The organism is Chryseobacterium sp. MMS23-Vi53, from assembly GCF_047651245.1.
In the GTDB taxonomy this organism is placed as follows: Bacteria; Bacteroidota; Bacteroidia; order Flavobacteriales; family Weeksellaceae; genus Chryseobacterium.
This window is the reverse complement of the sequence record NZ_CP180265.1, coordinates 1,902,718-1,928,446: the sequence shown is the minus strand read 5'-3', so window position 1 is coordinate 1,928,446 and position 25,729 is coordinate 1,902,718. Positions and strand designations below refer to the sequence as shown.

Genomic DNA, 25,729 nt, shown 5'->3' with positions numbered 1-25,729 from the left:
AAGATTTAAAGTTGCTTTGAATGTAACAAATATCGGATATTGACTGTCTTAAAGAATATATTATTCTATTTTAATATGAAAAAAACTATAAGTTCATTGCTTTTTCTTTGTGGGATTTTTGTGTTTTCGCAGGAAAAAGTAAAGAACGATACCATCGACGAAACCAAAACCGCAGAGATTCAGGAAGTGATTTTAAAATCTCAACGAAAAAAACAATTCGCAGATAAATCGGTTTATACTTTTGATAAAGAAGCACTTGATAAAGCACGTTATGCCAAAGATTTGATACAAACTTTACCGGAATTACAGCTTGACCCGATTTCAAACACCTTAAAAAGTACAAAAGGCGGAACAACTTTATTTTTAATCAACGGAATTGAAGCAACCGATATGCAGATGCGAAGTGTTGCGCCTTCGGAAGTTGTAAAAGTGGAGTATTACGACATTCCTCCTGCTAGATGGGCAACGAGAGCCGATGTTGTAGTGAATTTAATTACACGTTCTACCGAAACGGGATATGTTTTTGGAACAGATGTAAGTTCTGCTTTAAATACAGGCTTTGTTAATGGAACAGCGTATGCGAATTATACAAAAGGAAAGAACAATTTAGGTTTAGAATATTCCCTTAATTTCAGGGATTATGACAACCGTAAAGTGAACAGCATTTACGATTATTATTTGAATAGCACCCACTACCGTTCTGATGAAGATAAAACCGATCATTTTGGATACACTTCTCAAAATGTTGCGCTGAGGTATACAAGAATGGTTCCCGATAATTACGCTTTTCAGGCCAAAATGGATGTAGATATTTTCTCAAGTTTTGTGAAGGGAATTGGACAAAGTATTTTCACAAAAGATAATCTTTCGGAAGAACATGCGATGTTGAAAAATGGGTCTTCTAATTATACAATACCGAAATTAGATCTTTATTTCTCAAAAAATATTGGAAAGAAAGACGAATTCAGCATCAATATCGTAGGTTCAACTTTTAAAACAAATACGGTAGAATTTGCGAAGAAATGGATTATTTCTTCGGGAGATTCTGTTTTCGATAATGATATGAATCTCCAGACCAAACAAACAGGAATTGTTGGAGAATTGGCTCACGTTCATACTTTTGAAGCAGGAAAATTATCTTCCGGTTATCGAGTTTCAAATACGAATATATCGAATGATCTTCAGAATTTAGCAGGATTTTCAGAATACAATGTAAATTATCTCGAACAATATTTTTATACAGAATTTTCAGGAAAAGTTGATAAATTCAGTTATCGAATTGGAGCGGGACTTACGAATATTCACAACAAAAGTGCAGAAAATACTTTCGATCAGTGGTCTTTTACTCCAAAAGTAATTTTGGGGTATCAATTGAAAGATAATCAAAGTCTTCGTTTTACGAGCAGTTACCGACCAGTAAGTCCTTGGAGTGCGGCTTTGAGCAGCAATATTGTACAAATGGCTCCGAATATTGTACAAAAAGGAAATCCGTTTTTAAAGTCTCAGCAAATGTTTGCGAATAATTTTATTTATTCATTTAATAACAAAAAGTTTGATTTTAATGCGAATGTATTTTACAGATACACAGACAGAACGATCAATCAATATTATGTGTTGGATCAGGATTTTGGATATGCTTTGACTTATGAAAATGCTAAAAATTCTCAGCAATTTGGGGTACAATTGTCTGGTTTTTATAAACCTTTCGGAAACAGCCTTCTGGTGGCAAAATTGTATTTAACTCCGGCTACGGAAACGATCCGAACAAGTAGTGGAGCTTTGATTAAAAATAATTATCTAGCGAATAATTTGGTGTTGTCGTCGGAATACAAATCTTTCAGTATTCAATATCAATTAAATATTCCTGTTTACACTTTGAATGGAGCTTTTCTAAGTACGAATGAAAATCAGAATCACGCTTTCGCGAGTTATAAAAATAAGGAATGGACTTTCATGGCGGGAATGTACTGGATCGGAATGCCATCGGAATATAAAACAAAAAGTTTACCCGAAAGTTTGGTAAATTACAGTCGTGTCAACCAGATTATGAATAACAAATCAATGTTTGTTCTAGGTTTCAGCTATGATTTTTCAAAAGGTAAAAAGACCGAATTACAAAAGAAACTCAACAATTATACAGCTCCGGCTGCGACTTTCTAATTTTTTATCTTGATTAAATAAAAAGTCCGCTCAGAATTTTGGGCGGATTTTGTTTTTTATTGAGCTAATTTTTATTTGGAGCAATTTCCCGCTTTCTGCTATATCTTTTTTGCCAACGCCTTTGTCTCTGCAAAAAAAGATGCCACGGCAATCGGGGCTAGGTGTAGCCTATCAAATCTGTACCATACAATAACCACAAAGTTTGTCATCCTGAAAGGATCTAAACATAAATTTTTTATTTTCTAATACTACGCCTAGATTCCTACGGAATGACAAACTGCGGGGTATAAATTTTATTTCTTGATAAATTTCGTTGTCTCCGCCTTATTATCTTTTCCAGAAACTTCAATGAAATAAGATGCAGAAGGAAGATCAGAAACCTGAACTTTTCCGGATTTTAAATCAGAAGTTTTCACCAATTTTCCATCTAAGCTGTAAATTTTTGCTAATGAATAATTTTCACCATTTCCTTTTAATTCAATAAAATCTTGAGCAGGATTTGGATAGATTTTTAAACTTTCTTTTTTAACAGCCAAATCTGCCGTTGCCAAAGTTGTAAGACTTAAAGCTTGTGCAGCGTTTGTCGTTTGATTGTTGATTCCCGCCAAAGGAACATTCACAACGACTTGAGTTGTACTGAACAAAGGAAATTTGTGAGTCGTATCATAATAAGAGTACGCTGTATTTACAATCGTTCCGATCGGAAATGTGAAAGAAGTATCGTTAGGTAAGTAAAGATTGAAATTCTGTGTTGATTTCACTCTTAAAACACTAGTATATGTTGATGAACCTAAAACTAAAGTTCCCCATGCATCTGCGGCAATATTAATCGTTCCTTTACACAAACCATTAGCACTTGAAGATGAAAAAGTTCCTTGTGCCTGATCTGTTTCTGTGTAACCGAAAGCTGCGGGATAACTGATAAAAGTTCCATTATTTGCAGATAAATTCAAAGTTGCATCAGAAGTTACCAACCCTGTAATCTCTAATTTTGATGCAGATTGTTTATAATAAACTGTATTTCCGCTTCCTACCATTTTTAAAGTTGAACCTGGAAAAGTAGAAATTTCACTTGCATTTGGAGTAGAATATGCTGTTGGAGTTGCAGATCCTAATGTCAAAGATGCGTTGTTGAACGTAGTATTTGCTCCGGTTGCAGAATTATCGGGTGTTCCACTTACGGCTAAATAGTTTGCTGTTTCACCAGAAATAGGATCGTGAAATGCCTTGGTAATTGTGGTTTGCGCCGACAAAATGCCAGAAGCTGCCAGTAGAAAAAGTAGAGTTCGTGTCATGTTTAAAATTTTCATTAAAGATAATTAAAAACCGATATTGAAAAATAAATTTTCTTTAAACAAACATTAATTTAAATATGATTTTTGTATGTAATAAATATTTAAGTTGAATTACAAAAAGTTTTTCATCTTCTTGATTGGATTTAATTGAATAAAAAAACCGCTCAAAGAAATTTGAACGGTTATTCTGTACGCTAAATTTTGGTTAGGAGAATAAAGATGGATAATGGAAGTTTCAGGCATAAAAATATCCACAATAATGGTAACTTCCAGCCTCAATCTTCCAACTTCCAGCCAATTCCTAATTCTGACTAATGATCATCTTTCGGTAAGAATAAATATCTTCGATTGTAACGACCGTCATTTCTTTTTTCTCGGCGAAATCTACAATTTCAGGAAGTCTTGCCATCGTTCCGTCTTCGTTGGTGAGTTCACAAAGAACAGCATCATCACCGAGATTCGCGAGTTTTACCAAATCCACACTTCCTTCCGTATGTCCGCGTCTTTCGAAAACACCGTCTTTTCTTGCAATTAAAGGAAAAACATGTCCCGGACTTGCAATGTGTTCGGCAACTGCATTTTCTGCAATCGCTGTTCTGATAGTTGTTACGCGATCTTTTGCCGAAACACCGGATTCGACACCTTCTTTAGCTTCAATGGAAATGGTAAATGCCGTTTGATTTTTTGAATTGTTGGTTTCCACCATTGGACGAAGATTCAGAAGTTTGCTTTTCTCTTCAGAAATACAAAGACAAACAATTCCGCTGCATTCGCGGATCAAAAGTGCCATGTCTTTTTCTGTAATCGTGGAAGCGGGAAATATGATGTCGCCTTCGTTTTCGCGGTTTTCATCATCGACTAAAAGAATACCTTTTCCCTGTTGTAATGTAAAAAGTGCTTTTTCTACACGTTCTATCGGAGTTGCTCCGAATTTTTCTAATAATTTTTCCATGTTATTTTACTTTTTGAAAGTTAAAATACACTTCGGTACATGGAAATGAAATACAATACAATGAGTCCATCGAAATAGCCTCACTGATTGCTCCATTTTCTTCTCCCATCCAGACTCTAACTGTCGGTTTTGGAATTTCACCAAATCAGTCCCTTCAAAAGAAAGGAGTCGCGGACTGTAACCGCCGGTAGGGAATTTCACCCTGCCCCGAAGAAAACTTATACTAAGTTTTTACTGTATGTTTTGTTTAAATTTTTCTTTAATTCATTAATTTTTTATTTAACGCACAGAAGACAAATTTCGGGAAGTTTTTTGTAATGGAAAAAAATTTATGAATAATCATTTTGTATTATTTTTCTCTGCAAGCGCATTCATGATTTTCATTTAAATAAGCAATCGTTGCTTTGCAGATTTTTTCTAAAGTATCAATATTGATATCAGAAAGTTTTTTAACATAAATACAGGCTTTACCCATCTTAAATTTTCCAAAATCGTTTAATAAAGGCTCGCTTTCTTTCGTTGGCGAATAAACGTACAATGAAAATTCAGCTTTGCGTGGTGAAAACCCAATTAAAGGCATATTGCCTTCGTGTCCACTTTCATATTTGTAATGATAACTGCCAAATCCGATGATGGTTGGTCCCCACATTTTCGGTTCAAATCCTGACCAGTCGCTCATGAGTTTAATGAGTTCAAAACTGTCTGCCTTTTTTTCGTCTTTTTCTACGTATGAATTAATGAAATCTTCTACGCTGACTGTTGTTTCTGTGGTTTTGTTTTTAGCCATGACTGTTGGATTTTTATTACTTTGTTTCGAAAGTTTTTAAAAAAATTAAAAAATACTTTTAACTAAGTTACATGGATTCTATTTCTTTTACAAGATGTTTATCTACATAAAATTTGTAATTATGTGTTCTTAAACCTGCGAAAAATAGAGGTCTTGTTTTGATAACCGTAACAGTAGAATTTCCAACTTGTAATTCATAAGCTCTGGATAACTGAACGGAAAAATGAGTGAAAGGATTTAAAGCACTGTCTAAAGTTTTTGTTCTTCCATCTATTGTGTAAGTAAAGCTTCCTGTAAACCAGTTTCTTTCGAATTCAACGGTTTGGCTTTCAATTTCTAAAACTATTTTAATTACTTGTAATTTTAATTCATATAAAAATAAAAAATGCTCTATAAATCAGAGCATTTTTCTAAGTTATTCTTTCATAATTTTCTCTTTTTCCTTCTGAAATTCCTCTTCCGACAAAACTCCCGAATCTTTCAGTTCTTTTATCTTTTTCAATCTATCATATTTGGTTTCGGAATTTTGATTTTGAGATTTTTCTTTGGGTAAAAATTCATCAGGAACAGTAATTTCACCTGATTTTATCGCGTTTTCAAGATCAACTTCATAATTAATCATTCCGCTTCCGATTTTAGCATAATAAATAAAACCATTCTTTTTGCTTCCCCGCGTCATGATTTTCTTTACTTTAAAAGTCAATCCGGAATTGCTTCTTCTGAAAGAGTTGGCTTGATTGGCTAAGCCTTGATAGCCTGTCGTCGAATAATAATTGAACATCGAACTGGCGTTGGTTCGGATGAATTTAAAATCGCCGTCGTTCATAGAACCTGTTCCAATCTTTAAATCTAAACCTACGTAAACCTTAAATCCTGTTGAAGTTGTCAAGGTGTCGTTTTCGAATTTAGGAGCAGTTTGAGAATAATAAATTCCGAAAAATAAAAGTGTAAAAATTAATAATACTTTTTTCATTGTTTTATATTTAATTATCAAAAAAATTGAAAATCAAAAGTAAAACAAGCTATCAAGCTAACCTTACGGAAATCCTTATTCCATCGGTGTTTTATTAATTGTTATTGATTTTTTTTTGTCAGCTGATCTATATATTTTTTCAAAGTAACAGAAACCGAACTTGAGTTTGAAAGTTTCAGCGCTTTTTCATAATTTTCAATGGCTTTTAAATCATCAATATCTGTGTAAAGATGTCCCAGCAATGAAAAATAAAAAGGATTGTCGGTGAGTTGAAGTTTTTCGGCTTCGGAAATAGCGGCAGATTTTCCTCTTACTTTCGCAAAGGCAAAAGTTCGGTTGAGTGCGGCGATAGGAGAGTATTCGATTTGTAAAAGCTGGTTGTATAATTGAAGAATATTTTCCCACTTTTCATCGGTGTTTTGTTTTTTTGTATGCCAAAAGGCGATGGCTGCTTCGAGGTGATATTTAGTTAAAAAATCTCCGGATGCACTTTGATTTAGATATTCAATTCCTTTTTCGATGAGGTGGTAATCCCAAAGTTTGTCATCCTGTTCTTCATACAAAATACTTTCTCCTTTTTCGTTGAATCTTGCATTAAATCTGGAAGAGTGAAAGGACATCAACGATAATAAAGCATTCGTAGCCGGAGTGTTTGTCATTTTATTTTCGATTAAAAGAGATGTCAACCGAATGGCTTCCAGACAAAAATCCTGTCGGAGAATTGTGTTTTGGGAAGTGGAATAATAGCCTTCGGAAAATAACAAATACAAAGTGGTAAGAACCGTTTGTAAATTGGTATTGATTTGTGAAACAGTAGGCTGTTCGATTTTAATGCCTTCCGTTTTTAATTTCTCTTTGGCGCGTTGTAGTCTTTTGTAAACCACTTCTTTATTAATTAAAAAAGCATCTGCAATTTCCTGGGTTCCGAACCCGCACAATAGATTTAAGGCTAAAGAAATCTGAGAATCTTTTGAAATTGAAGGATTACAGATTGTAAACATCATCGCCAACTGACTGTCGGCAATATTTTTCTGAGAAAGATCGATTTCAAATTCTTCTCTGTCGTTGGAAGAATATTTTATCTCAGTTGAAATTTTTTGCTGAAAAAGCGAATCTCGTTTAAAATAATTTTTCGATTTGTTCTTTGCAACAGTATACAACCAAGCAGTCGGATTTTCCGGAATTCCATTGATGCTCCAGGATTCTGTGGCAGAAAGAAAAGTGTCGCTTACGATGTCTTCAGCGATTTCGATGTGATTAATACCAAATGTAGAACAGAGCACAGAAACTATTTTTCTGTACTCTGTTCTGAATAAATTGGGTATTAATGCTTTTTCTTGCATTTAATTTAAATATAAAAATTATTCAGTTACGGGTGGGATCGCCATTCTCACTTCTACACTTGCTCCCCACTCAAGAATAGGGCATCCTTTTGCAATTTCTACCGCTTCATCATAATCATTGGCTCTGATGATAAACATTCCTCCGATTGATTCTTTAATTTCTGCGTAAGGACCATTGGTTACGGTATTATTTTTTACGACTCTTCCACCAAGATCCCATCTTTTTGGAGGTACGACCAGTTTGTTTTGAGCTGCAATTCCTCCTAACCAATCCTGAAAAGGTTGGATTGCTGCCTGCATTTGCTCAGGAGAAGGCGATGCGTCTTTGTTGATGATATCTCTGTGTATGGCAATTAAAAATTCGTTCATGATATTAGGTTTAAAATTTTAATAATTGTAATTGGATTGTATAAATTTAATAATAAAAAAACGGTTGTTTTTATCTCTGATTTTCAGGGTTAGAAATCCATTCGTCATAATGAATTGTTCCCAATTTTGCATCTGCGTTTGGAACTAAAGTTGAATCATTCAAGGGTGCTCCAAAGTAGGTTGCATCAGGATTTGAAACGACTTCGTCTGTATTTTTCATGATCGTAGTGTATTTTTTAACCAAATCTGATAATTTAATTTTATCAGGACCTCCAATTTCTATGGTTGTGTTTTTCGGTTCGCCGATGGCAACTTCTGTCATTGCCTTTACAACATCGTCTGAAGCGATAGGCTGAATTAATGCCGGAGAAACCAAGATTTTGTTATCAACCGTGCTAGATTTTACAATTCCGCCAACAAACTCGAAAAACTGTGTTGAATGAACGATTGTGTAAGGAATTCCCGCAGATTTAATAATGTCTTCCTGAACCTGTTTTGCTCTGAAATATCCGCTGTCTTGTAAACGTTCTGTTCCTACAACAGATAGTGCGATGTGATGATTAACACCTGCTTTTTTCTCTGCTGCCATTAAGTTTTCGCCCGAAGTTTTGAAGAAGTTCATAACGTCTTCGTCTGCAAAAGAAGGGGAATTGGCAACATCTACAACAACATCTACGTTTTCTAAGGCTTGGTCTAAACCTTCTCCTGTAAGTGTATTTACCCCTGAGTTTGGGGAAGCAGCCAAAACTTCTTGCCCTAAATTTTTAAGGCTGTTCACCAGTTTGCTTCCAATCAGTCCTGTTCCGCCGATTACTGTGATTTTCATTATGTATAATTTTATGGGTTATATACTTAATGACAAACGAATTTTGACGATTGGACAAAAATTGTGAAAAATTTTATTGGAATGGAAGATGGAGGAGGGAAGTTGGATGTTTTGAACTATATATTAAGTTTTTAAACAAATTTGAAAATATTTTATTCAATCAACCAAAAACTATCAACCATCAACTAGTTTATAATTTCAGCTTCGGGATTTTCGCGAAGTTTTGCGATTCTTTCTTTCCAGTTTTGAAGTTCTTCATCTGTGAGTTTGATCCATTCTTTTACTTCGCCAATAATTTTCACAGGTTGTGAACTTCGATAAGATCTTGTCGGGTTTCCCGGGAATTTTTTATCGGTTACATTGGGATCATTTTCGAATTCTCCGGTTGGTTCTACGATGTAAATTCGTTCATCTCCATTTCCTTGTGCCAATGCAGCAGCCAAACCAGCTCCGTTTTGTAAGGCTGTGAAATAGATGTGATTCATAATGATTTCGGGATAATAATTTGATTTGAATCCTGCAGTAAGTAGATCTCCGATTTGCAGATCGGCTTTTGTTCCGTGGTAGAATGGTCCGTTGTCTAGAATGTTTTCTTTTTTATTTTCCATTGTGATTTTGTTTATTGAAAAATTCAGAACCTGTAAACTTATGCATTTGTTTTTGAATAAAAAAACCGCTCGGGAAATTGAGCGGTTTATTGATTTTAATTAGTCTTTTATGCTTTTACATTTTCTTCTTTGTAAATATTCCAGAAGTTGTAGTCTGTCATTGGAGCATCCGTGATTCCGACGTTTCGTCCCATTGTTACTATTTGTCCTCTGTGATAGGTTCCATGTAAAACAATATGCTGAATGTATTCATATTTTGAAAAATCGCACTGAAACCATTGTGATTCTATTTTCACATTTTTCGTAAGGTCTTCTTCGGATAAGCTTTCTACATAGTTCATCAGCTTCTGAGAATTGTTTCTGATGCCATCGAAAATTTCTTCTTTGCCGATTGTAGCTGAGACTTTTGCAAAATCAAAATCATCATTTTCTCCGATATAACTCCACCAGTATTCCTGTGTCTGCCAGATGTGATGCAATGTTTTCATAATCGTCGTAAAGCTGGAAATAACTTCCTGATTAAGCTGCTCATCGGACTTTGTTGAAAGCCAGTCGATGTACTTATTGACCACCCAATTGTTGTACTGAACGGTGTGGGTGATTAGGGTTTTGAGATTCATTGTGAAATATTTTATAGTTTGGTGTTATAAAATTAATAAAAAGTCTTTGATTTTGATTAAAGAAAAAACCGCTCTATTCATTAAAGAACGGTTTCATATTATTTTGATGAATATCTATTTTTAATTTTGATTAGTCACGAGCGGGGAGTGCTCCTTCGCTAATATCCGCAACCTGAATGCTTTTAATGGCTGATTTAGTTGAAGACGTTGTACTTCCACCCATGATGTATAATTTATTGTTATAAACTTCTGCAGCAGCATGTCTTCGCGGAATCATGTTTGAAGATAATTGATGCAGTTTATTAGTTTCAGTATCAAAATAAGCCAAAAAAGTTTGATTATTGGAACCGCCTACAATAAAAATCTTATGACCTGATACCGCTAATGCATGACCGGATATCCCAACAGGCATCGTATATTGCTCAGTCCAGAGATTTTTGTTGAGGTCAAAAACATTAACCAGACGGGAAGAGGTACCGTTGAAACCACCAATGACATACAACTTATCATTCACAATTTTGCCCTTTGTTTCTCTGGCTGTAGGCATATCCGGTAATGGATGCCATGTATCGGAAGCAATATCGTAGTATTGGAATCTGTTAGAAAATATGGTGGTTGCAGCATTGTTTAGTCCGCTACCGCCGAAGGTATATATTCTTCCGTTGTGGATGGCAGAACCGGCATTTCCTGTGTAGGCACGATTAACAGCTCCCTTTGTTATTTTATTAGTTTCAAGGTCTACTATTTCAAGATGGCTATTTCCCCAGCCATTAAAAATATAAATTTTATTATTGTAAGTCTCCGAATTGGCGAATTTTCTGGGAAGCAATTTAGAGTTGATGATACTCCAGCGGTTATCTTTAATGCTGTATTTCTCCATAAAGTTGGCATTGCCATCAGTGCTTTTATACCCATTGCTCACATAGATATTATCATCTACAATGACACTGCTTGTAGCTCCTCTGCCCACAGACATACTCGCGAGATGTTTGAAATTTAGGGTTTGTGCATTCGCGAAGAATAAGCCGAAAAGTGAAAGGAGGAATAGTTTTGTTTTCAAGGGTGGTGGGATTTGGTTTTAAAGATAGGGAAAAGTCAGGGATTGTGAATCTGTGATGTTGAGTTTTTGAAATGGAAAACCGCTCTTGAGTTGAGCGGTTTTTTATATTTCTTGGCAGATACGAGCGAGGGATTTAGAGATAGAGAGAATCCATGAATTTTAAATTCATGACATTGGGACTATGTAAATAGTTGAATGCAATTTATACAATTATCTTTAAGAAAAGAAATTAATTTTTTACACTCATCATAGAATTCATCCCAAGTATAAATTTTTTCATTAATTTTTAATTTACTTGGAGCTTTACTTGAATTCTTAAATTCATCATCTGTAATTTCGCTGATTTTCTGAGATATCATTTTAAAAGTTTCTTGAATTAACATTTTCTCCATATTTTTTTTTATTTCCTCATAGGTTTCTTCTGGTTTGTTATCATATACTAAGTTAATATCAAAGTTTTCTAAAATTGGAACAATGTCAAAGTTGGAAATATTAGGAGATATAGTTTTTTTTTCTTCTTCCGATAAATTTAAGCGAGATAAAAGATTATTTCCTTCAATTGGAAACGGTGAATAAGTAGTTTCTGATTGAAAGTATTTATTAATAGTCTTTACATCAATAATATCTGGGAATCTATTCCCTTCTTTTTGATTAGTATTTCTAATATCGACTAAAACTTTAGCAAAATCATTTTGTTTCAGAGCATCTTGTACTCCTTGATACCAATCATCAAAACCCTCAACCTTATTTTTAAAGCATTTTTGAATAACAAAGGTTACGCTTCTACAACTGTTAACAAAGGAATTAAATTCATATTTAAATTCCCTTGAAATAATATTTTTTTTTGCTCCATCTGTTTGAATTTCAAACCATTTATCTTTCATCCTATCCATATGATAGATACATTCAAGCCATTTATCCTGTAAAATTTTCTCTTGTATAGTCATTTAAGATTGTATATTAAAGTTCAAAATTAAAAATTATGTAAAAAAAACCGCTCCACAAAAAGCAGAACGGTTTAATTTATTTATAGCAGTTAAGACTACATCATTCCCGGCATTCCACCACCCATTGGCATAGCTGGCTCATCTTTTTTCACTTCAGTGATCACACATTCAGTTGTTAAAAGCATTCCAGAAACAGAAGCTGCGTTTTCAAGAGCAACTCTTGTTACTTTCGTAGGGTCGATGATACCTGCTTCAAGCATGTTTACATACTCGTCAGTTTTAGCGTTGTATCCGAAGTCTCCGCTTCCTTCTGCCACTTTAGCAACGATTACAGAACCTTCACCACCTGCATTAGCAACGATTTGTCTCAATGGCTCTTCGATTGCTCTTTTTACAATTTTGATCCCTGTATTTTCGTCTGCATTTGACCCGGAAAGAGCCTCTAAAGAAGCGATCGCTCTTACCAAAGCAACACCACCACCTGCAACGATACCTTCTTCAACAGCTGCTCTTGTAGCGTGAAGGGCATCATCTACTCTGTCTTTTTTCTCTTTCATTTCAACTTCAGAAGCTGCACCTACGTAAAGAACGGCAACACCACCAGCTAATTTAGCCAGTCTCTCCTGTAATTTTTCTTTATCGTAATCAGAAGTAGATGTTTCCATCTGAGCTTTGATCTGAGCAACTCTTCCTTTGATTTTGCTTTCTTCACCACCACCGTTTACGATCGTCGTGTTGTCTTTATCGATAGATACTTTCTCAGCAGTTCCCAACATATCGATTGTAATGTTTTCCATTGTGAAACCTTGTTCCTCAGAAATAACAGTACCCCCTGTAAGGATTGCGATATCTTCCAACATTGCTTTTCTTCTGTCTCCGAATCCTGGAGCTTTTACAGCAGCAATTTTAAGAGAACCTCTCAATTTGTTTACCACTAAAGTTGCCAAAGCTTCACCTTCAACTTCTTCAGAGATAATTAATAAAGATTTACCACCTTGTGCGATTGGTTCAAGAACCGGAAGTAATTCTTTCATTGAAGAGATTTTTTTCTCAACTAAAAGGATGTATGGATTTTCTAGCTCAGCTAACATTTTTTCAGGGTTTGTGACAAAATATGGCGACTGGTAACCTCTGTCAAACTGCATACCTTCTACAACGTCTACTGTTGTATCGATACCTTTAGCTTCTTCTACCGTGATAACACCTTCTTTACCCACTTTTCCGAAAGCTTCAGCAATCAAAGCACCGATTGTTTCGTCGTTGTTAGCAGAAACTGAAGCAACTTGCTTTACTTTATCTGTAGAATCTCCAACAGCCTGAGACTGAGTTTTTAAGTTTTCAACAACAGCAGTTACTGCTTTGTCGATTCCTCTTTTCAAGTCCATTGGGTTTGCACCTGCAGCTACGTTTTTAAGACCTTCTCTTACGATAGCCTGTGCCAATACAGTAGCGGTAGTCGTACCGTCTCCTGCGATATCATTAGTTTTGGAAGCAACTTCTTTTACCATTTGCGCTCCCATGTTTTCTACTCTGTCTTCAAGTTCGATTTCTTTTGCAACAGAAACACCATCTTTAGTTACGTGAGGTGCACCGAAAGATTTTTCGATTACCACGTTTCTCCCTTTTGGTCCTAAAGTTACTTTTACTGCATTAGCCAATGCATCAACCCCTCTTTTTAAAGCGTCTCTTGATTCAATATCGAATTTTATTTCTTTTGCCATTGTTTTAAGCTTTTGGCGAATAGCTTTTGGCTGTTGGCCTTAGCGATTCGCAGTTTTGATTTTATAATTTGATTTTAATTTCCGTTGAGCCTGTTCCAAAGTGTTACAAGCTTTTTCTTTAAGATAGTTAATTCGAGTAACAGATTTTGGTAATCATTTTCATTAATGTAACCTAAATCTTTAGCAATAATTAATTGGTTTTCAGCTTCATTGGACGATCCTAGCGCAATATTGATAAAATTAGCAAATTCTTTATCCGAATTTCTTCCGCTTCCTTCCGAAATATTATATCCGATAGAAGCAAATGATCTTCTGATTTGAGAGGTCAATCCAAAAATTTCTTCCTTTGGGAAGCTTTTGGTTGAAGTATAAATTTTCAAAGTTAACTGATGGCTTAGTTGCCAAACTTCAAATTTTTTAAAATCTCTCATGCTAATTTATATGCAGTCACGCCATTAGCCAAAAGCCAACAGCTAGAAGCATCTTACCCGATGATACCCAATAAATCCCCTTCTTTTACAATTAAATAATCTTTCCCTTCCAATTTCAATTCAGAACCTGAATATTTTCCATAAAGAACTTTGTCACCTACTTTCACAGTTGTTGGCTCGTCTTTTTTACCAGGACCTACTGCTACTACAGTACCTTCTTGTGGTTTTTCTTTTGCGGTGTCCGGAATAATAATACCTGAAGCTGTTTTAGTTTCTGCTGCGATTGGCTCTACCAAAACTCTGTCTGCTAATGGTTTAAAGTTTACTAACATAATATATTTAATTTTTTAATTATTTCTGTGTTGAAATTCTCTAAATGTGTGCCATCGATTGTTCGTGACGGAAATGGCAGAATTTATTTTTTGAGAGTGGAAATTTTGGCAGAAAAAAAGTCACCTCGTTTTTGAGGTGACTTGTATTTTATTGGTGACAAGAATCTTTGTAATCGTCAATTAATTTTTTGTAAATATCAGTATAAATTGCCGATCTGTATTTCATATTGATTTTCGATGCTTCAGCGCCTCTTTTTCCTTTTAATGCAGCTTTTCTTTCATCATCTGTTGCTCTTTTCTTTTCCTTAAATGTTTTATTGGAAAAATAATCTTGCTGTCTTGCCTCATCCACTTTTTTCAAGAATTCAGGGCAGTCTGCTCCGACAATTTCGTAGGCTGTATAAAACTTTTTGTAAAGTGTTTTAAGATTAAATAAATCTAAAGGACTTAGCGAAGGATAATCTACCGGCGCGATAGCAACAGTGTCGTCCGGTTTGCTCAGATAGATCATTACATAGGTCAACTGACAGTCATTTTCATTTCCATTAGAAGCAGCAGAAAAATTATTTCCAAAATCTGCTTTACACAACATGCTTCTGTAACCATAAAGATTAATTGGTCCCTTTTCCATTAAAGGAAGCATCAGTACTTTTCCTTCCGATTCCAGTTCCTGATCTTTGTTGATTTCTTTTACGAGACGTTTGTCTAATTGAAATTGTTCCTGCGTCTCTTCATTGGTATAAAGCAAACTTTTAATAGTAGAAACAGGAATCAACTGTACCTGAGTATCGCTTTTAGAAGATTTAAATTTTACTTCTGTTCGGTCTAAGTTTGCATATTTAGGTCCTTTTCCCATCATGCTGAAAGTGGCAACATCGGGTAACATAAAATCCTGTGCAAATCCTTTTTTCGTACTTCCGTCTTCCATTAAAATTTCAATAGGAATAAAATCTCTTTTTCCGGTGTAAAATTGTAAAGATTGAGCAAAAAAGTTTTGTGCAGAAAGAATGAACAGCACAAAAAGACTAAGTTTTTTCATGGATATTTTTAAAGTTTTTTATTGAGGGCAAATCTAAAAAAAAAGTATCCAGATTCTGAATACTTTTCAAAGAAATTATATTATTGTTTCTTATTTCACAGTTTCCATGACCATTTTTCTTCCATTAGAGTCAATTTCTTGTTTTAAAACTTCTCTTGTTGCGATATCTAAATAATACGTAACAATGGTTTTTCTATCCTGAATATCATCCGTTGTTTTTACAATCCAGATTTGTTTGCCGTTCAGTTCTCCTTTATTTATATCTTCAATATAAGCTTTTATAATTCCTTTTTTTGCCGTTGGATTATAATCAAAAATCGGCATTTCAGTGGAATAATGCTCTTTTAAAGGTAAATATCTTATTAATCCCGGATACGCATTGCTGTCGAAATATTCAGTAGAAATATTTTCATTAATATCATCTTTTTTCTGAGTTTTTTTATCTAAATAATAACCGGTTGCTTTGTTTTTTTCAAATTTTAAAACCATTTCTCTCGACAAATTGTAAGACGAATGATAAATCGGCTGAAAGTTTGGAATTTTAACCAATGTTGAATCTACCCAAGGCTTATCCGGAGCCTGATTCATTCTTACTGTTGTTTCAATGAGAAGAGTTGCTTTATCTATTTTTTTAGTTTTTGTAGAAATCTTTCCGATTTCCATTTTCTGATCGCCCTTTTCAACATACCAAACAGCATTAGAAGTTTCATCTTTTATGAATTTAGATTCAAGTTTTACATTGCTGGGATTCAATGTTTTTTGAGCAAAAAAATTGGCACTGCTCATTATTAAAATTATCAGAAATATTCTCATGATTTTTTTAATAATAAGTAGTGCCTTTTATGTAAAAGTTACATTACTTTTTGTTTACTTTTTTCCTGCTGCCTGCATCGGATTTACTTTTCCGTTGGAGGCGCCTCTTACGTTTCCGCCTTCTTTTTGCTTAAATAAATCGAATTTCGAAACTGGTGTCGTTCCGCCATCATTTGTCCAAAAATTGTTGGAAGTATCAATATCGGCAGTTTCTCTCATCGGATCTAGTTGAATAGATTTTAATTTCTTTTCAAAATAATACGTTTTAGAAACTTTCTGCTCGTTCATTCTCCAAATTTGCGCTGAAGATTTATCCGTTAATTTAGTTCCGTCTTCAAAAGTAAATTCAAGAATAATCGGCATTACCAAACCTCCCTTGTTTGTAAAATCGATCTGGTAAGCGGTAATATTTTTAAACTTGTCCTTTTCTTTCTGCGTCAAAGGTTCTGTTCCGTCGAATTTTGAGGTATATTCTTTATTGTTATCAACTTTTTCCTGACCTCTGTCGTATCTGTAGTAAAAATCCTGAGCTTCTTTGTCCTTATCTACATAAAAAGTGATGTTCTTATCTTCTCTGTTTCTGATTTTTGAAATATCTTCAAATTCATTTACAGCAGGTTTGTCAACTTTATATTTGTTTTCTTTTGCCTCTCTTGGTGCTGTGTTCAAGTCCGGAGTTGCAACCGTTACTTTGTCGATCGCGATATCTACAGGATCTGTTCCGTAAAACCAACCTCTCCAGAACCAGTCTAAATCTTCACCACTTGCATCTTCCATTGTTCTGAAGAAATCTGCAGGTTCAGGATGTTTGAAAGCCCATCTTTTCGCATAAGTTTTAAATGCTTTGTCGAAAAGTTCTCTTCCCATAATGGTTTCACGAAGAATATTTAATCCTGTTGCCGGTTTTGAATATGCATTTGGACCAAACTGAACGATGTTTTCAGAATTCGACATGATGGGTTCCAATTGATCTTTCGGAAGCTTCATATAATCAACGATTGTCCAAGCCGGACCTCTTTTTGACGGGAATTTGTTGTCCCATTTTTCTTCTGTAAGATATTCAACGAAAGTATTTAAACCTTCATCCATCCAAGTCCATTGTCTTTCGTCGGAGTTGATGATCATGGGGAAAAAGTTGTGTCCAACTTCGTGAATTACCACGCCCAACATTCCGTTTTTAGTTCCCTCGGAATACGTTCCGTCTTTTTCTGTTCTTCCGTAGTTAAAACAAATCATCGGATATTCCATTCCGTTGGCTGCTTCCACAGACTGAGCAACCGGATACGGATAAGGAATCGTAAATTCAGAATACGTTTTTATCGTATGTGCAACAGCTTTTGTCGAATATTTTCTGTACAATCCATAAGCTTCTTTTGGATAAAAGCTCATCGCCATTACTTTATTATTGTTTTCAGGAATCGTGACGCCCATTCCGTCCCAGACAAATTTTCTTGAAGAAGTCCAGGCAAAATCTCTCACGTCATTCGCTTCGAAAATCCAGGTTTTTCTTTGTTTTGAATGATTTTTTTCTGCCTTTTTAGCTTCATCTAACGTCACGATTTCAACAGGTTCAGTTGATGTTTTAGCTTTATTGTATCTTGATAATTGGTCTGAATTTAAAACCTGATCGTAGTTTTTACATTCTCCTGTTCCGCCCACAACATGATCTGCAGGAACATTCATAGAAACTTTAAAATTTCCAAAAACCAAAGCAAATTCACCTCTTCCTGTAAACTGATGATTCTGCCATCCGTGGAAATCGCTGTAAACGCACATTCTAGGATACCATTGTGTCATCGTGTAAAGATCGTTTCCGTCTTCAGGGAAGTTTTCGTAACCACCGCGACCGCCCATTTTCATTCTGTTGGAAATATTGTAATTCCAATCTACTTTGAAAACAAGTTTTTCGCCTTTTTTAAGAACTTTAGGCAAATCAATACGCATCATGGTTTTGTTCACCGTATATTTTAAAGGATTTCCGGAAGCATCCGTTACTTTTTCAAGATTTACTCCAAATCCGTTATCCGAAACGGGGATTTCGGAAGCTTTTAGCTGCTGATCTGTCGAAGCTTTCGGAAGGGTAGAAGAGAACGGGAAATCTGCTTTTTTCACCGTTGATAACTGGTTTTCATCCAATTGCAACCAAATGTAATCCAGATCGTCAGGTGAATTGTTGTAGTAAGTGATGGTTTCCGAACCTTTTAAATTTCTTTTGTCTTCATCAAGATAAGCGGTAATGTCATAATCGGCTCTGTTTTGCCAATATGCGTGACCAGGGGATCCCGATGCGGTTCTATAAACGTTTGGTGTAGGAAGGATGGTCCCTAGCTGTTCGAATTTATTTCCGTGGTTGCTCCCTGGATTATTCTGAATATTTTGTGCGGTGAAACCTGTATACGCGAATACAGAAAGAGAAAGTATAGCAACTTTTAGTTTCATAACCGATATTGTTTTAAGGATTGTCAAATATAACAATAAGTAGTTGAAAAGTCAGAAATGTTTCAGACCTAAAAAGGAATTCTTTCTAAAGTCATTTTTAATGATAAGGCAAAGACTCCCGAAGAGACAAAAAGTACCCAGTCTTTCTGGTTAACCTTAAAGATTTTAAGCAAAATAAACAATAAAATTAAAATGCCTAAAACGATAGCAATTTGCCCCAATTCCAAGCCAATATTAAAGCCTAAAAGCGGAATAGCAAGACTCTGGCTTTTCGCTATCATTACTCTTGCGGTGTTCGCGAAGCCCATTCCGTGAATCAAACCAAAGATTAATGCAAGGTAATAATTGGCTTTCATCAACGTATTTTTTTTATTTTTCATTAAAATATTATCTAATGAAGTTAAAACAATGGTTAACGGAATCAGAAATTCCACCCACGCAGAATTGATTCTTACAATATCGAAGGTGCTTAACGCCAGGGTTATGGAATGTCCGATGGTAAAAGCTGTTACGAGAATCAGAATTTTCTTTAAATCATTAAAAGAATAAACGGCAATTAAAGCCAAAACAAATAGTTGATGATCAAGCGCATCCAAAGAAATAATGTGTTCCCAACCAAGGTTTAAGTAAAATAAAAAATCCTGCCACATAAACTGAAAATATAATGCTTACGAAAATAATGATTAATTTCGAACCAAATTTTAAATGTTCGGACTTATGAAAAATTTGTTGTTTTTCCTTCTTCCTGTATTCTTTTTACTGTCTTTTTCCAGAGCGAAACATCCCTATCATGTAGGTTCGGTGGAAATCAATTACAGTCAAAAGTCGAAAACATTCGAAGTGACCGGGCGTTTTTTTCTCGATGATCTTGAAGATGCTTTAAGCAAAAAATACGGAAAACCATTGCATTTTAATGATCCGAAATATAAAACTCAGCTTAACGAGTCGCTTAAAAGCTATTGCAACGAATATTTTAAACTTAAAACCAATAATAAGTTTTTAAATATAAATTTTATTGGATACGAAGAAGATCATGAGTCAGTAAATGTTTATCTGGAATCTGAAGTTGTGAACAATCCCCAAAAAGTAGAGGCCGCCGTAAGTTTTTTATATAATTTATTTGACGATCAGCTTAATATTGTGCATATTATTGTAAACGGTGATCGAAAAAGTGAGAAATTAACGTATCCGAATCGGTATTTATATCAACAATTTTAAATTTTTAACTAAAATTTTTATAATGCATTGCGCTTTTTAATGTCTAAAAATTACTAAAAATGTTAATTCTAAATTTGGTTATTTGTTTTTCTTATGAAAAATTTATATTTGCCATTATCGAAGGTTAAAAACAATACAAAAGCTTGTTTTATCCGTCAATAGTCTAAATAATTAAAAGCACAACCTTATGAAAATTAAAAATCTAATATCAGGCGAGTCCTCATTGTACAAATACTGTACTTAAAAAAATCAATTCAATTTTAAAACAATATTCTTTAAAATAATTCCCGATTTTAAAGATGATTTGTGATGTATTGATATAAATTTTCTGCTGAAACTATTCAGCAAATTAACTGTTTTCCATTAAAGGTAATTTTTAATCAATCTTTCATGTTCCCAATTTGAAAGGCTGATAAGGCATTTCTCTATTCAATTGAAATAAACTTATATAAAACAAAAAACAGTTATGAAAAAAAAGTATGTAATTTTAGTAATGCTTTCATCTCTTTGTACAGTAATGCATGCTCAGGTTGGCATTAATACGCCTTCTCCACAAGGCATCCTTCATGTGGATGGTGAAAAAGATAACCCAATTTCTGGCGTACCGAATGCTACTCAACAATCGAATGATGTAGTAGTTACAAAGACAGGAAATTTAGGGGTGGGTATTATAAATCCAAATCTTAAAATGCATGTAGTTGCGAATGCAGCCAATTCTTTCAGGTATACATTAATTGATGCTCCAGCAGGTGCTGGTTCGGGTACTGTGCTATCATTAAGAAATATTTCACCATTAGCAACCGGAAATATGTCTCTTTTAGGATTTAGTAATAGCGGACCTACAGGAAACGGTTCTGGATGGGGAATTGGTACCATTAGAACAGGAGCTACAATTACTACAGGAGCTGAGGAAGATTTTTATATGGCAAACACTGGTGCTCCCGGAATTTGGTCTGAGCGTTTGAGAATCAATGCTGTAACCGGAAATGTTGGGATTGGCTTAGGAAATAATGTTACTCCCACCAATAAATTACACCTGAAAGATACTGCTGATCCTTTAAAATTAGAAGGTGTTTCGCAGGGTGTTACTACAACAGATAGATTACTGGTGATTGATCCTACAGGAGTTGTAAAAAGCATCAATACTTTAGGAGGGTTGTCTATTCCTAATCCCGCTGTTTTCAGATTGGAAACACAACAGACGGATTTTTTAAATGGTGTAATTGCAGGAGCGTCTCAGGTTGTTCCTATGTCTGTGGTAAAAAATACGATTCCGGGACTTACTTATAATGCGGCAACAAGCACAATAACCTTTCCTGTAGGAACTTATGAAATGATGCTCGTTTATGAAGGAGATCATGATGCTCCAGGTTGTACCATTAGTTCATATTTTATTGATTTTCCTTTAAATACAGGAACCCAAAGAATCCATAGTACTGCATCGCATATACAGGGAGGATTATCAAATCATGGTGGCTCTATTGCCTATGCTAGTGCTATTCCTGAGGGAAGGCAATGGCAAATAAGATTAGGAAGAGGGCAATCCGGAAATTGTTCGGGTTCGGGAATGAAACTTTATGCTAGATCTACTCAATTATTGGTTTTCCGAGTAGGAAATTAATTACACTTCTATTTAATAATAAAGCATCTACCATGGTAGGTGCTTTTTTTTGTTTCTAGGCTTTAATTTTTGTTAATAAAAGAACTTTTTATGATTTTTTTTAAATTTTTAGCTGTTAAATTTTTTGTATTCACTTTATAATGATAAATATTCACTTTTTTAAAGTGCTTAATTTTTTCTTTTTTTTCTTTTAACCAAGCATATTAGATTTAATATTTAAAATCTAAACGATGTGATTTATAATGCTTTATTAAGAATGCTTATTATTTGTGAATTTTTTTTGCTTTATAGCCGAAAAACATTATATTTGCTTTATTGTAAATACGTTAAAATTGTATAAATTATAAATGTTTATATAATAAATATTTCACTTTTTTTCTGAATATCTTAAAAATAGTTGAAATAATGACTGAAATTCTTAAAGCTTAAATGCTTAACCAAAAAAATTAACAATTAAAATAAAACTTGACATGAAACTTAAAAAACTCTACTCCTTAATAACTATAGTTGGCGGAAGCTGTTTTGCTTTTGCTCAAGTAGGGATTAATACAACTACTCCACAAGCCTCTCTTGATGTTATCGGAAATGTTGGAGATATTTCCACAAAAGATGGTATTATGGCTCCCAGAATTTCAAAGCAACAATTGGCTGCAAAATCAGCAGGAACATACGGAACCGGGCAAACAGGAGCTCTTGTATATGTGTCGGATGTGACTCCTCCTACCGGTGTTACGCCAAGTTTGGTACAGGTTTCCGACATCACTGCCAATGGGTATTATTTTTTCAATGGAATTCAATGGAAAAATGTGAACGATAGTGCTGTAAACATTTATAATTCAAACGGAACACTTTCTGGTATAAGAACAGTCGCAACAGGAGGAAATACGCTAACTTTTAATAATGCTTCTAATAGTAGTGTGACGGTTGCTACCAGTGCTACTGAGGGTCGACTTGTTGCAACTGGTTCAAATAGAGGTTCAATTGGTCTTACATCGGGTACTTCTTTATTAAATGTTTTCCAGGATACCGGTTCTTTGGGACAGATTGTTACGTCTGGAGCTTCCACAGGTTTAAATGTTGCTACAAATAATGCAACTCCTATAAGCTTGCTGACCAATGGTGCCACAAGAATGACTGTGGCAAGTGGTGGAAATGTTGGCATTGGGACAACCGCTCCTTCCAACGCGTTGCATGTAAATGCAACCGATCCATTACGTTTGCAAGGGCTTACAGCTGGAGTTACATCTACAGATCCACTAATGGTTGTTGATGCTACAGGTGTTGTAAAAACGATAGGTACTCTTAGCAGTCTTTCAATTCCAAATCCTGCAGTATTTCGACTAGAAACAGCACAGACCGATTTTTTATCCTCACAAGGAATAGGTGGTTCACAAGTTGTTCCTATGTCGGTTGTAAAAAATACCATTCCAGGATTGAGTTATAATTCAGGAACGAGCACAATTACATTTCCTGCCGGAACTTATCAATTGACTTTTGTGTATGAAGGAACTCACAACCAAACATCATGTACACTAAGTTCTTATTTTGTAGATTTCCCATTAAATGCTGGATCAGCAAGGATTCACAATACTGCTGCGCACAATTTGGGAAGTACATCAAATCATGGAGGAACCATTACATATGCAACCACAGTTCCAGCGAATAGGACATGGACAATAGCCTTAGGAAGAGGACAGTCAGGAAATTGTTCGGGAACTGGAATGTTATTATTCGCAGGCTCCACTCAGTTACTAGTCTTCAGAATTGGAGATTAATAATTAATGAAAAAATAAAATAGGTACGTTCCCAATTACCTGCATCTATCTAGGCATAAAAAATTCTAATGACACAAATATACAGCACTTACTTCGGTAAGTGTTTTTTTATTAAAATTTGAAGATTTATTGTTAATCAATTGATAAAGATTAAAATAAAAATATTTTTATATGATTTATAATCTTTAATTAATATATTTGTTTTTAACAAAATTTAGCTAAAAATTTAAAATTATTATTATTTTATTAAGAGTTTTATTAATTAAAAAACTAAATATAAAACCAAACTAAAATAACTCAATATGAAAATTAAACAGATTTATTCTTCACTTACGATTTTAGTGACAACTACAGTCGTGTACGCGCAAGTAGGGATTAATACACCCAATCCACAGGCTACTTTGGATGTTGTCGCAAGTACAAATACAGCAGTACAGGACGGGATTATGCCTCCCAGAATTTCAAAGCAGACATTAGCATCAAAAGCAGCCGGAGTTTACAGCACTGCTCAGACTGGAGCTATTGTATATGTTGATAATGTTGTTGCACCTTCAGGAATCACTCCAAGCTTGGTTCAGGTTGCTAATATCAACAATACAGGTTATTATTATTTTAACGGAACACAATGGTTATCTTATGCAAACCTTTACAATTCTGATGGAAGTCTTTCGGGAAACAGAACTGTTACGCAGGGAACTAATACACTTTCTTTTCTATCTACTTCAGTAAATGGTTTTTCTGTAGATGGTACAACTTTTTCAATAGATGCTTCAAATGATAGAGTAGGTATCGGAACAACGACTCCGGAAACAAAATTTCATGTAGTTTCTACAGCACCTACAAGTGGAAGATATAATGTAATCGATGCACCACAATCTACAACTGAAGCTCCTATTCTTACCTTTAGAAATAATTCGGCACTTGCTACAGATAATAAAGCCTATATTGGGTTCAGCAATGCCGGGCCTACGGCAGGAGGATCAAACTGGCAAATAGGGAGCATCCGTACTTCTGCTTCTGGTGGAGGCGGACAAGAAGATTTTTATGTAGGTAATTCGACAGGAGGAGGTCTTATAGAACGCTTAAGAATTCTTCCGAATACAGGTTTTGTAGGTATCGGAGTTTCTGTTCCTACGAATAAACTTCACATTAATGCAACCAATCCTTTAAGATTAGAAGGTTTACAAGGAGCAGCAGCGACAGCAGGAAGTTTAACTGTTGACAATACAGGTGTGGTGCAAACTCGTAATTCATCAAACATAAGTGCAGTAAGAGCAACAGGAAATATAACAATTAGTATTAATAATACATTTACAACAATAGGAACTCCATCAGAAACATTTGATAACCTCAATGAACTAAATGCAACTACCTTTACAGCAGCTTCAACCGGACTATATAAAGTTGATTTTATAATCAATTACCCTCAAAGAGCGTCTACAGAAGATACCGGAGATGGATATTTAGGATATGCAAGAATTGCAGTGAATGGTACAGATTACGCAATAATGAATGTGAAAGTTACATTACCGGAAACAAGTGGAGCACCTTCATATAATACTTGTACGAATTCTTCTTTGGTAAAACTATCCGCAGGTAATACACTTACATTTCAGGGTTTAACGTTCGGATCAACTCCGGCAACTACAAATATTGTTGCTCCATACACAATTAATATTGTAAGAATCGATTAGAAAGTAAACAGGGTAAGTTCCCATACCTTTTATCAGTCAAAAATTCTAATTACACAAATAAAAAACACTTATCGAGAGGTAAGTGTTTTGTTTTTTAATATAATTTTAGTTATCAGTTTTCCAATTGTAAAAGAACATTCACGCCTTTTGCGTGTTCTAGCAAATCTGGAAAAAAATTATCATAACATTCTTGAAGGAAATCTTTATTCTTCAAAAAGGCATCATGTACAGGAATATCTGTATTTAAATATTTTGCTTTATTGAGAACGTTTCGCATACTGTAGCCAATATTTTGCTCTTTTCTATAATTAAAAAGCCAATCTCCTTCTTCCATTTTTTCCAACATTATTCTAAAATTTTCAGGAAGATATTGGTAGTTTTCATTCAAAACTTTGTAGACGTGAAGAGAATGAGCTTTCCATTGTGCTAAGGAATTTAAGCTTAAATCATTGGCCACAAAATAATCCATCGAAACATCTACAAAAGCTCCTGCGTACAATCTTACCAAAGGTGCAAAAACCTTTTTAGCTTCATGAATTGCAGGATGAGAATCTGTGAAAGTATCGATCGCACGATGTAGTGTAATTCCGTCCTGAATGTCTTTTGGAAAAGAAAAACGATCTTTGTTTCGGATAAAGTCTTCCAGAAACTGTCCTACAATTTGTCCGTCTGTAAAAGTAAGAAAAGAATGCGCCAGATAATTCAT

Annotated in this window: 24 protein-coding genes and 1 riboswitch; of the genes, 5 read left to right on the top strand and 19 right to left on the bottom strand. The window is 34.7% G+C overall.

Annotated features, from left to right (window positions below; genetic code table 11):
• Positions 1-75 precede the first annotated feature (75 nt).
• Entirely contained in the window at positions 76-2,160 is a 2,085-nt protein-coding gene (locus tag ACKX2A_RS08485) for an outer membrane beta-barrel protein (RefSeq protein ID WP_415328937.1), read from the top strand.
• Positions 2,161-2,453: 293 nt separating this feature from the next.
• Here ACKX2A_RS08485 and ACKX2A_RS08480 read toward each other — a convergent pair whose 3' ends face one another.
• The 18 genes from ACKX2A_RS08480 to ACKX2A_RS08395 form a co-directional block, all read right to left on the bottom strand.
• Positions 2,454-3,455, bottom strand: coding sequence for a T9SS type A sorting domain-containing protein (locus ACKX2A_RS08480; RefSeq protein ID WP_415328936.1), 1,002 nt, complete (start codon positions 3,453-3,455; stop codon positions 2,454-2,456).
• Positions 3,456-3,756: 301 nt separating this feature from the next.
• Positions 3,757-4,407: a 3,4-dihydroxy-2-butanone-4-phosphate synthase gene (gene ribB / locus ACKX2A_RS08475; protein ID WP_415328935.1), complete on the bottom strand. Its 651-nt coding sequence runs from the start codon at positions 4,405-4,407 to the stop codon at positions 3,757-3,759.
• Between the two features lie 93 nt (positions 4,408-4,500).
• Positions 4,501-4,626, bottom strand: a riboswitch (FMN riboswitch).
• Positions 4,627-4,756: 130 nt separating this feature from the next.
• On the bottom strand, positions 4,757-5,194 hold the full coding sequence (locus tag ACKX2A_RS08470; protein WP_415328934.1) for a DUF1801 domain-containing protein: 438 nt from the start codon (positions 5,192-5,194) through the stop codon (positions 4,757-4,759).
• 415 nt (positions 5,195-5,609) lie between these two features.
• Positions 5,610-6,167 (bottom strand): SHOCT domain-containing protein, encoded by a 558-nt coding sequence (locus ACKX2A_RS08465; RefSeq protein ID WP_415328933.1) that lies wholly within the window; start codon positions 6,165-6,167, stop codon positions 5,610-5,612.
• Between the two features lie 101 nt (positions 6,168-6,268).
• Complete coding sequence (locus tag ACKX2A_RS08460; RefSeq protein WP_415328932.1) at positions 6,269-7,510, bottom strand: RNA polymerase sigma factor; 1,242 nt, start codon at positions 7,508-7,510, stop codon at positions 6,269-6,271.
• Between the two features lie 18 nt (positions 7,511-7,528).
• Positions 7,529-7,879 (bottom strand): YciI family protein, encoded by a 351-nt coding sequence (locus ACKX2A_RS08455; protein WP_415328931.1) that lies wholly within the window; start codon positions 7,877-7,879, stop codon positions 7,529-7,531.
• Positions 7,880-7,949: 70 nt separating this feature from the next.
• The gene (locus tag ACKX2A_RS08450) at positions 7,950-8,705 is read right to left on the bottom strand and encodes an SDR family oxidoreductase (RefSeq protein WP_415328930.1); all 756 of its coding nucleotides are present in this window, start codon (positions 8,703-8,705) and stop codon (positions 7,950-7,952) included.
• Positions 8,706-8,890: 185 nt separating this feature from the next.
• Complete coding sequence (gene arr, locus ACKX2A_RS08445; RefSeq protein WP_415328929.1) at positions 8,891-9,313, bottom strand: NAD(+)--rifampin ADP-ribosyltransferase; 423 nt, start codon at positions 9,311-9,313, stop codon at positions 8,891-8,893.
• 107 nt (positions 9,314-9,420) lie between these two features.
• Positions 9,421-9,933 (bottom strand): DinB family protein, encoded by a 513-nt coding sequence (locus tag ACKX2A_RS08440; protein WP_415328928.1) that lies wholly within the window; start codon positions 9,931-9,933, stop codon positions 9,421-9,423.
• A 130-nt stretch (positions 9,934-10,063) separates the two neighbouring features.
• A complete protein-coding gene (locus tag ACKX2A_RS08435; RefSeq protein ID WP_415328927.1) occupies positions 10,064-10,993 on the bottom strand; it encodes a Kelch repeat-containing protein in 930 nt (309 codons plus the stop codon).
• Positions 10,994-11,172: 179 nt separating this feature from the next.
• Positions 11,173-11,940, bottom strand: a complete 768-nt coding sequence (locus tag ACKX2A_RS08430) for a hypothetical protein (protein WP_415328926.1) — start codon at positions 11,938-11,940, stop codon at positions 11,173-11,175.
• Positions 11,941-12,035: 95 nt separating this feature from the next.
• The gene (groL, locus tag ACKX2A_RS08425; RefSeq protein ID WP_415328925.1) at positions 12,036-13,661 is read right to left on the bottom strand and encodes a chaperonin GroEL; all 1,626 of its coding nucleotides are present in this window, start codon (positions 13,659-13,661) and stop codon (positions 12,036-12,038) included.
• 74 nt (positions 13,662-13,735) lie between these two features.
• Positions 13,736-14,092: a four helix bundle protein gene (locus ACKX2A_RS08420; protein ID WP_415328924.1), complete on the bottom strand. Its 357-nt coding sequence runs from the start codon at positions 14,090-14,092 to the stop codon at positions 13,736-13,738.
• Between the two features lie 53 nt (positions 14,093-14,145).
• Entirely contained in the window at positions 14,146-14,424 is a 279-nt protein-coding gene (locus tag ACKX2A_RS08415; protein ID WP_415328923.1) for a co-chaperone GroES, read from the bottom strand.
• Positions 14,425-14,572: 148 nt separating this feature from the next.
• Entirely contained in the window at positions 14,573-15,463 is an 891-nt protein-coding gene (locus ACKX2A_RS08410; protein WP_415328922.1) for a hypothetical protein, read from the bottom strand.
• Between the two features lie 90 nt (positions 15,464-15,553).
• The gene (locus tag ACKX2A_RS08405; RefSeq protein ID WP_415328921.1) at positions 15,554-16,249 is read right to left on the bottom strand and encodes a hypothetical protein; all 696 of its coding nucleotides are present in this window, start codon (positions 16,247-16,249) and stop codon (positions 15,554-15,556) included.
• Positions 16,250-16,330: 81 nt separating this feature from the next.
• Entirely contained in the window at positions 16,331-18,715 is a 2,385-nt protein-coding gene (locus ACKX2A_RS08400; protein WP_415328920.1) for a M1 family metallopeptidase, read from the bottom strand.
• 68 nt (positions 18,716-18,783) lie between these two features.
• Positions 18,784-19,365: a HupE/UreJ family protein gene (locus ACKX2A_RS08395; protein WP_415328919.1), complete on the bottom strand. Its 582-nt coding sequence runs from the start codon at positions 19,363-19,365 to the stop codon at positions 18,784-18,786.
• Between the two features lie 67 nt (positions 19,366-19,432).
• Here ACKX2A_RS08395 and ACKX2A_RS08390 point away from each other — a divergent pair, with 67 nt between their 5' ends.
• From ACKX2A_RS08390 to ACKX2A_RS08375, 4 genes are all read left to right on the top strand, one after another.
• Positions 19,433-19,933, top strand: coding sequence for a DUF6702 family protein (locus ACKX2A_RS08390; protein WP_415328918.1), 501 nt, complete (start codon positions 19,433-19,435; stop codon positions 19,931-19,933).
• A gap of 466 nt (positions 19,934-20,399) precedes the next feature.
• Positions 20,400-21,554: a hypothetical protein gene (locus ACKX2A_RS08385; RefSeq protein ID WP_415328917.1), complete on the top strand. Its 1,155-nt coding sequence runs from the start codon at positions 20,400-20,402 to the stop codon at positions 21,552-21,554.
• A gap of 470 nt (positions 21,555-22,024) precedes the next feature.
• A complete protein-coding gene (locus ACKX2A_RS08380) occupies positions 22,025-23,329 on the top strand; it encodes a hypothetical protein (RefSeq protein ID WP_415328916.1) in 1,305 nt (434 codons plus the stop codon).
• 302 nt (positions 23,330-23,631) lie between these two features.
• Positions 23,632-25,023 carry a hypothetical protein gene (locus ACKX2A_RS08375; RefSeq protein WP_415328915.1) on the top strand — a complete coding sequence of 464 codons (1,392 nt, stop codon included), beginning with the start codon at positions 23,632-23,634 and terminating at the stop codon, positions 25,021-25,023.
• Between the two features lie 112 nt (positions 25,024-25,135).
• On the opposite strand, the gene ACKX2A_RS08370 is transcribed toward ACKX2A_RS08375, so the two are convergent.
• Positions 25,136-25,729: an ACP phosphodiesterase gene (locus ACKX2A_RS08370; protein WP_415328914.1), complete on the bottom strand. Its 594-nt coding sequence runs from the start codon at positions 25,727-25,729 to the stop codon at positions 25,136-25,138.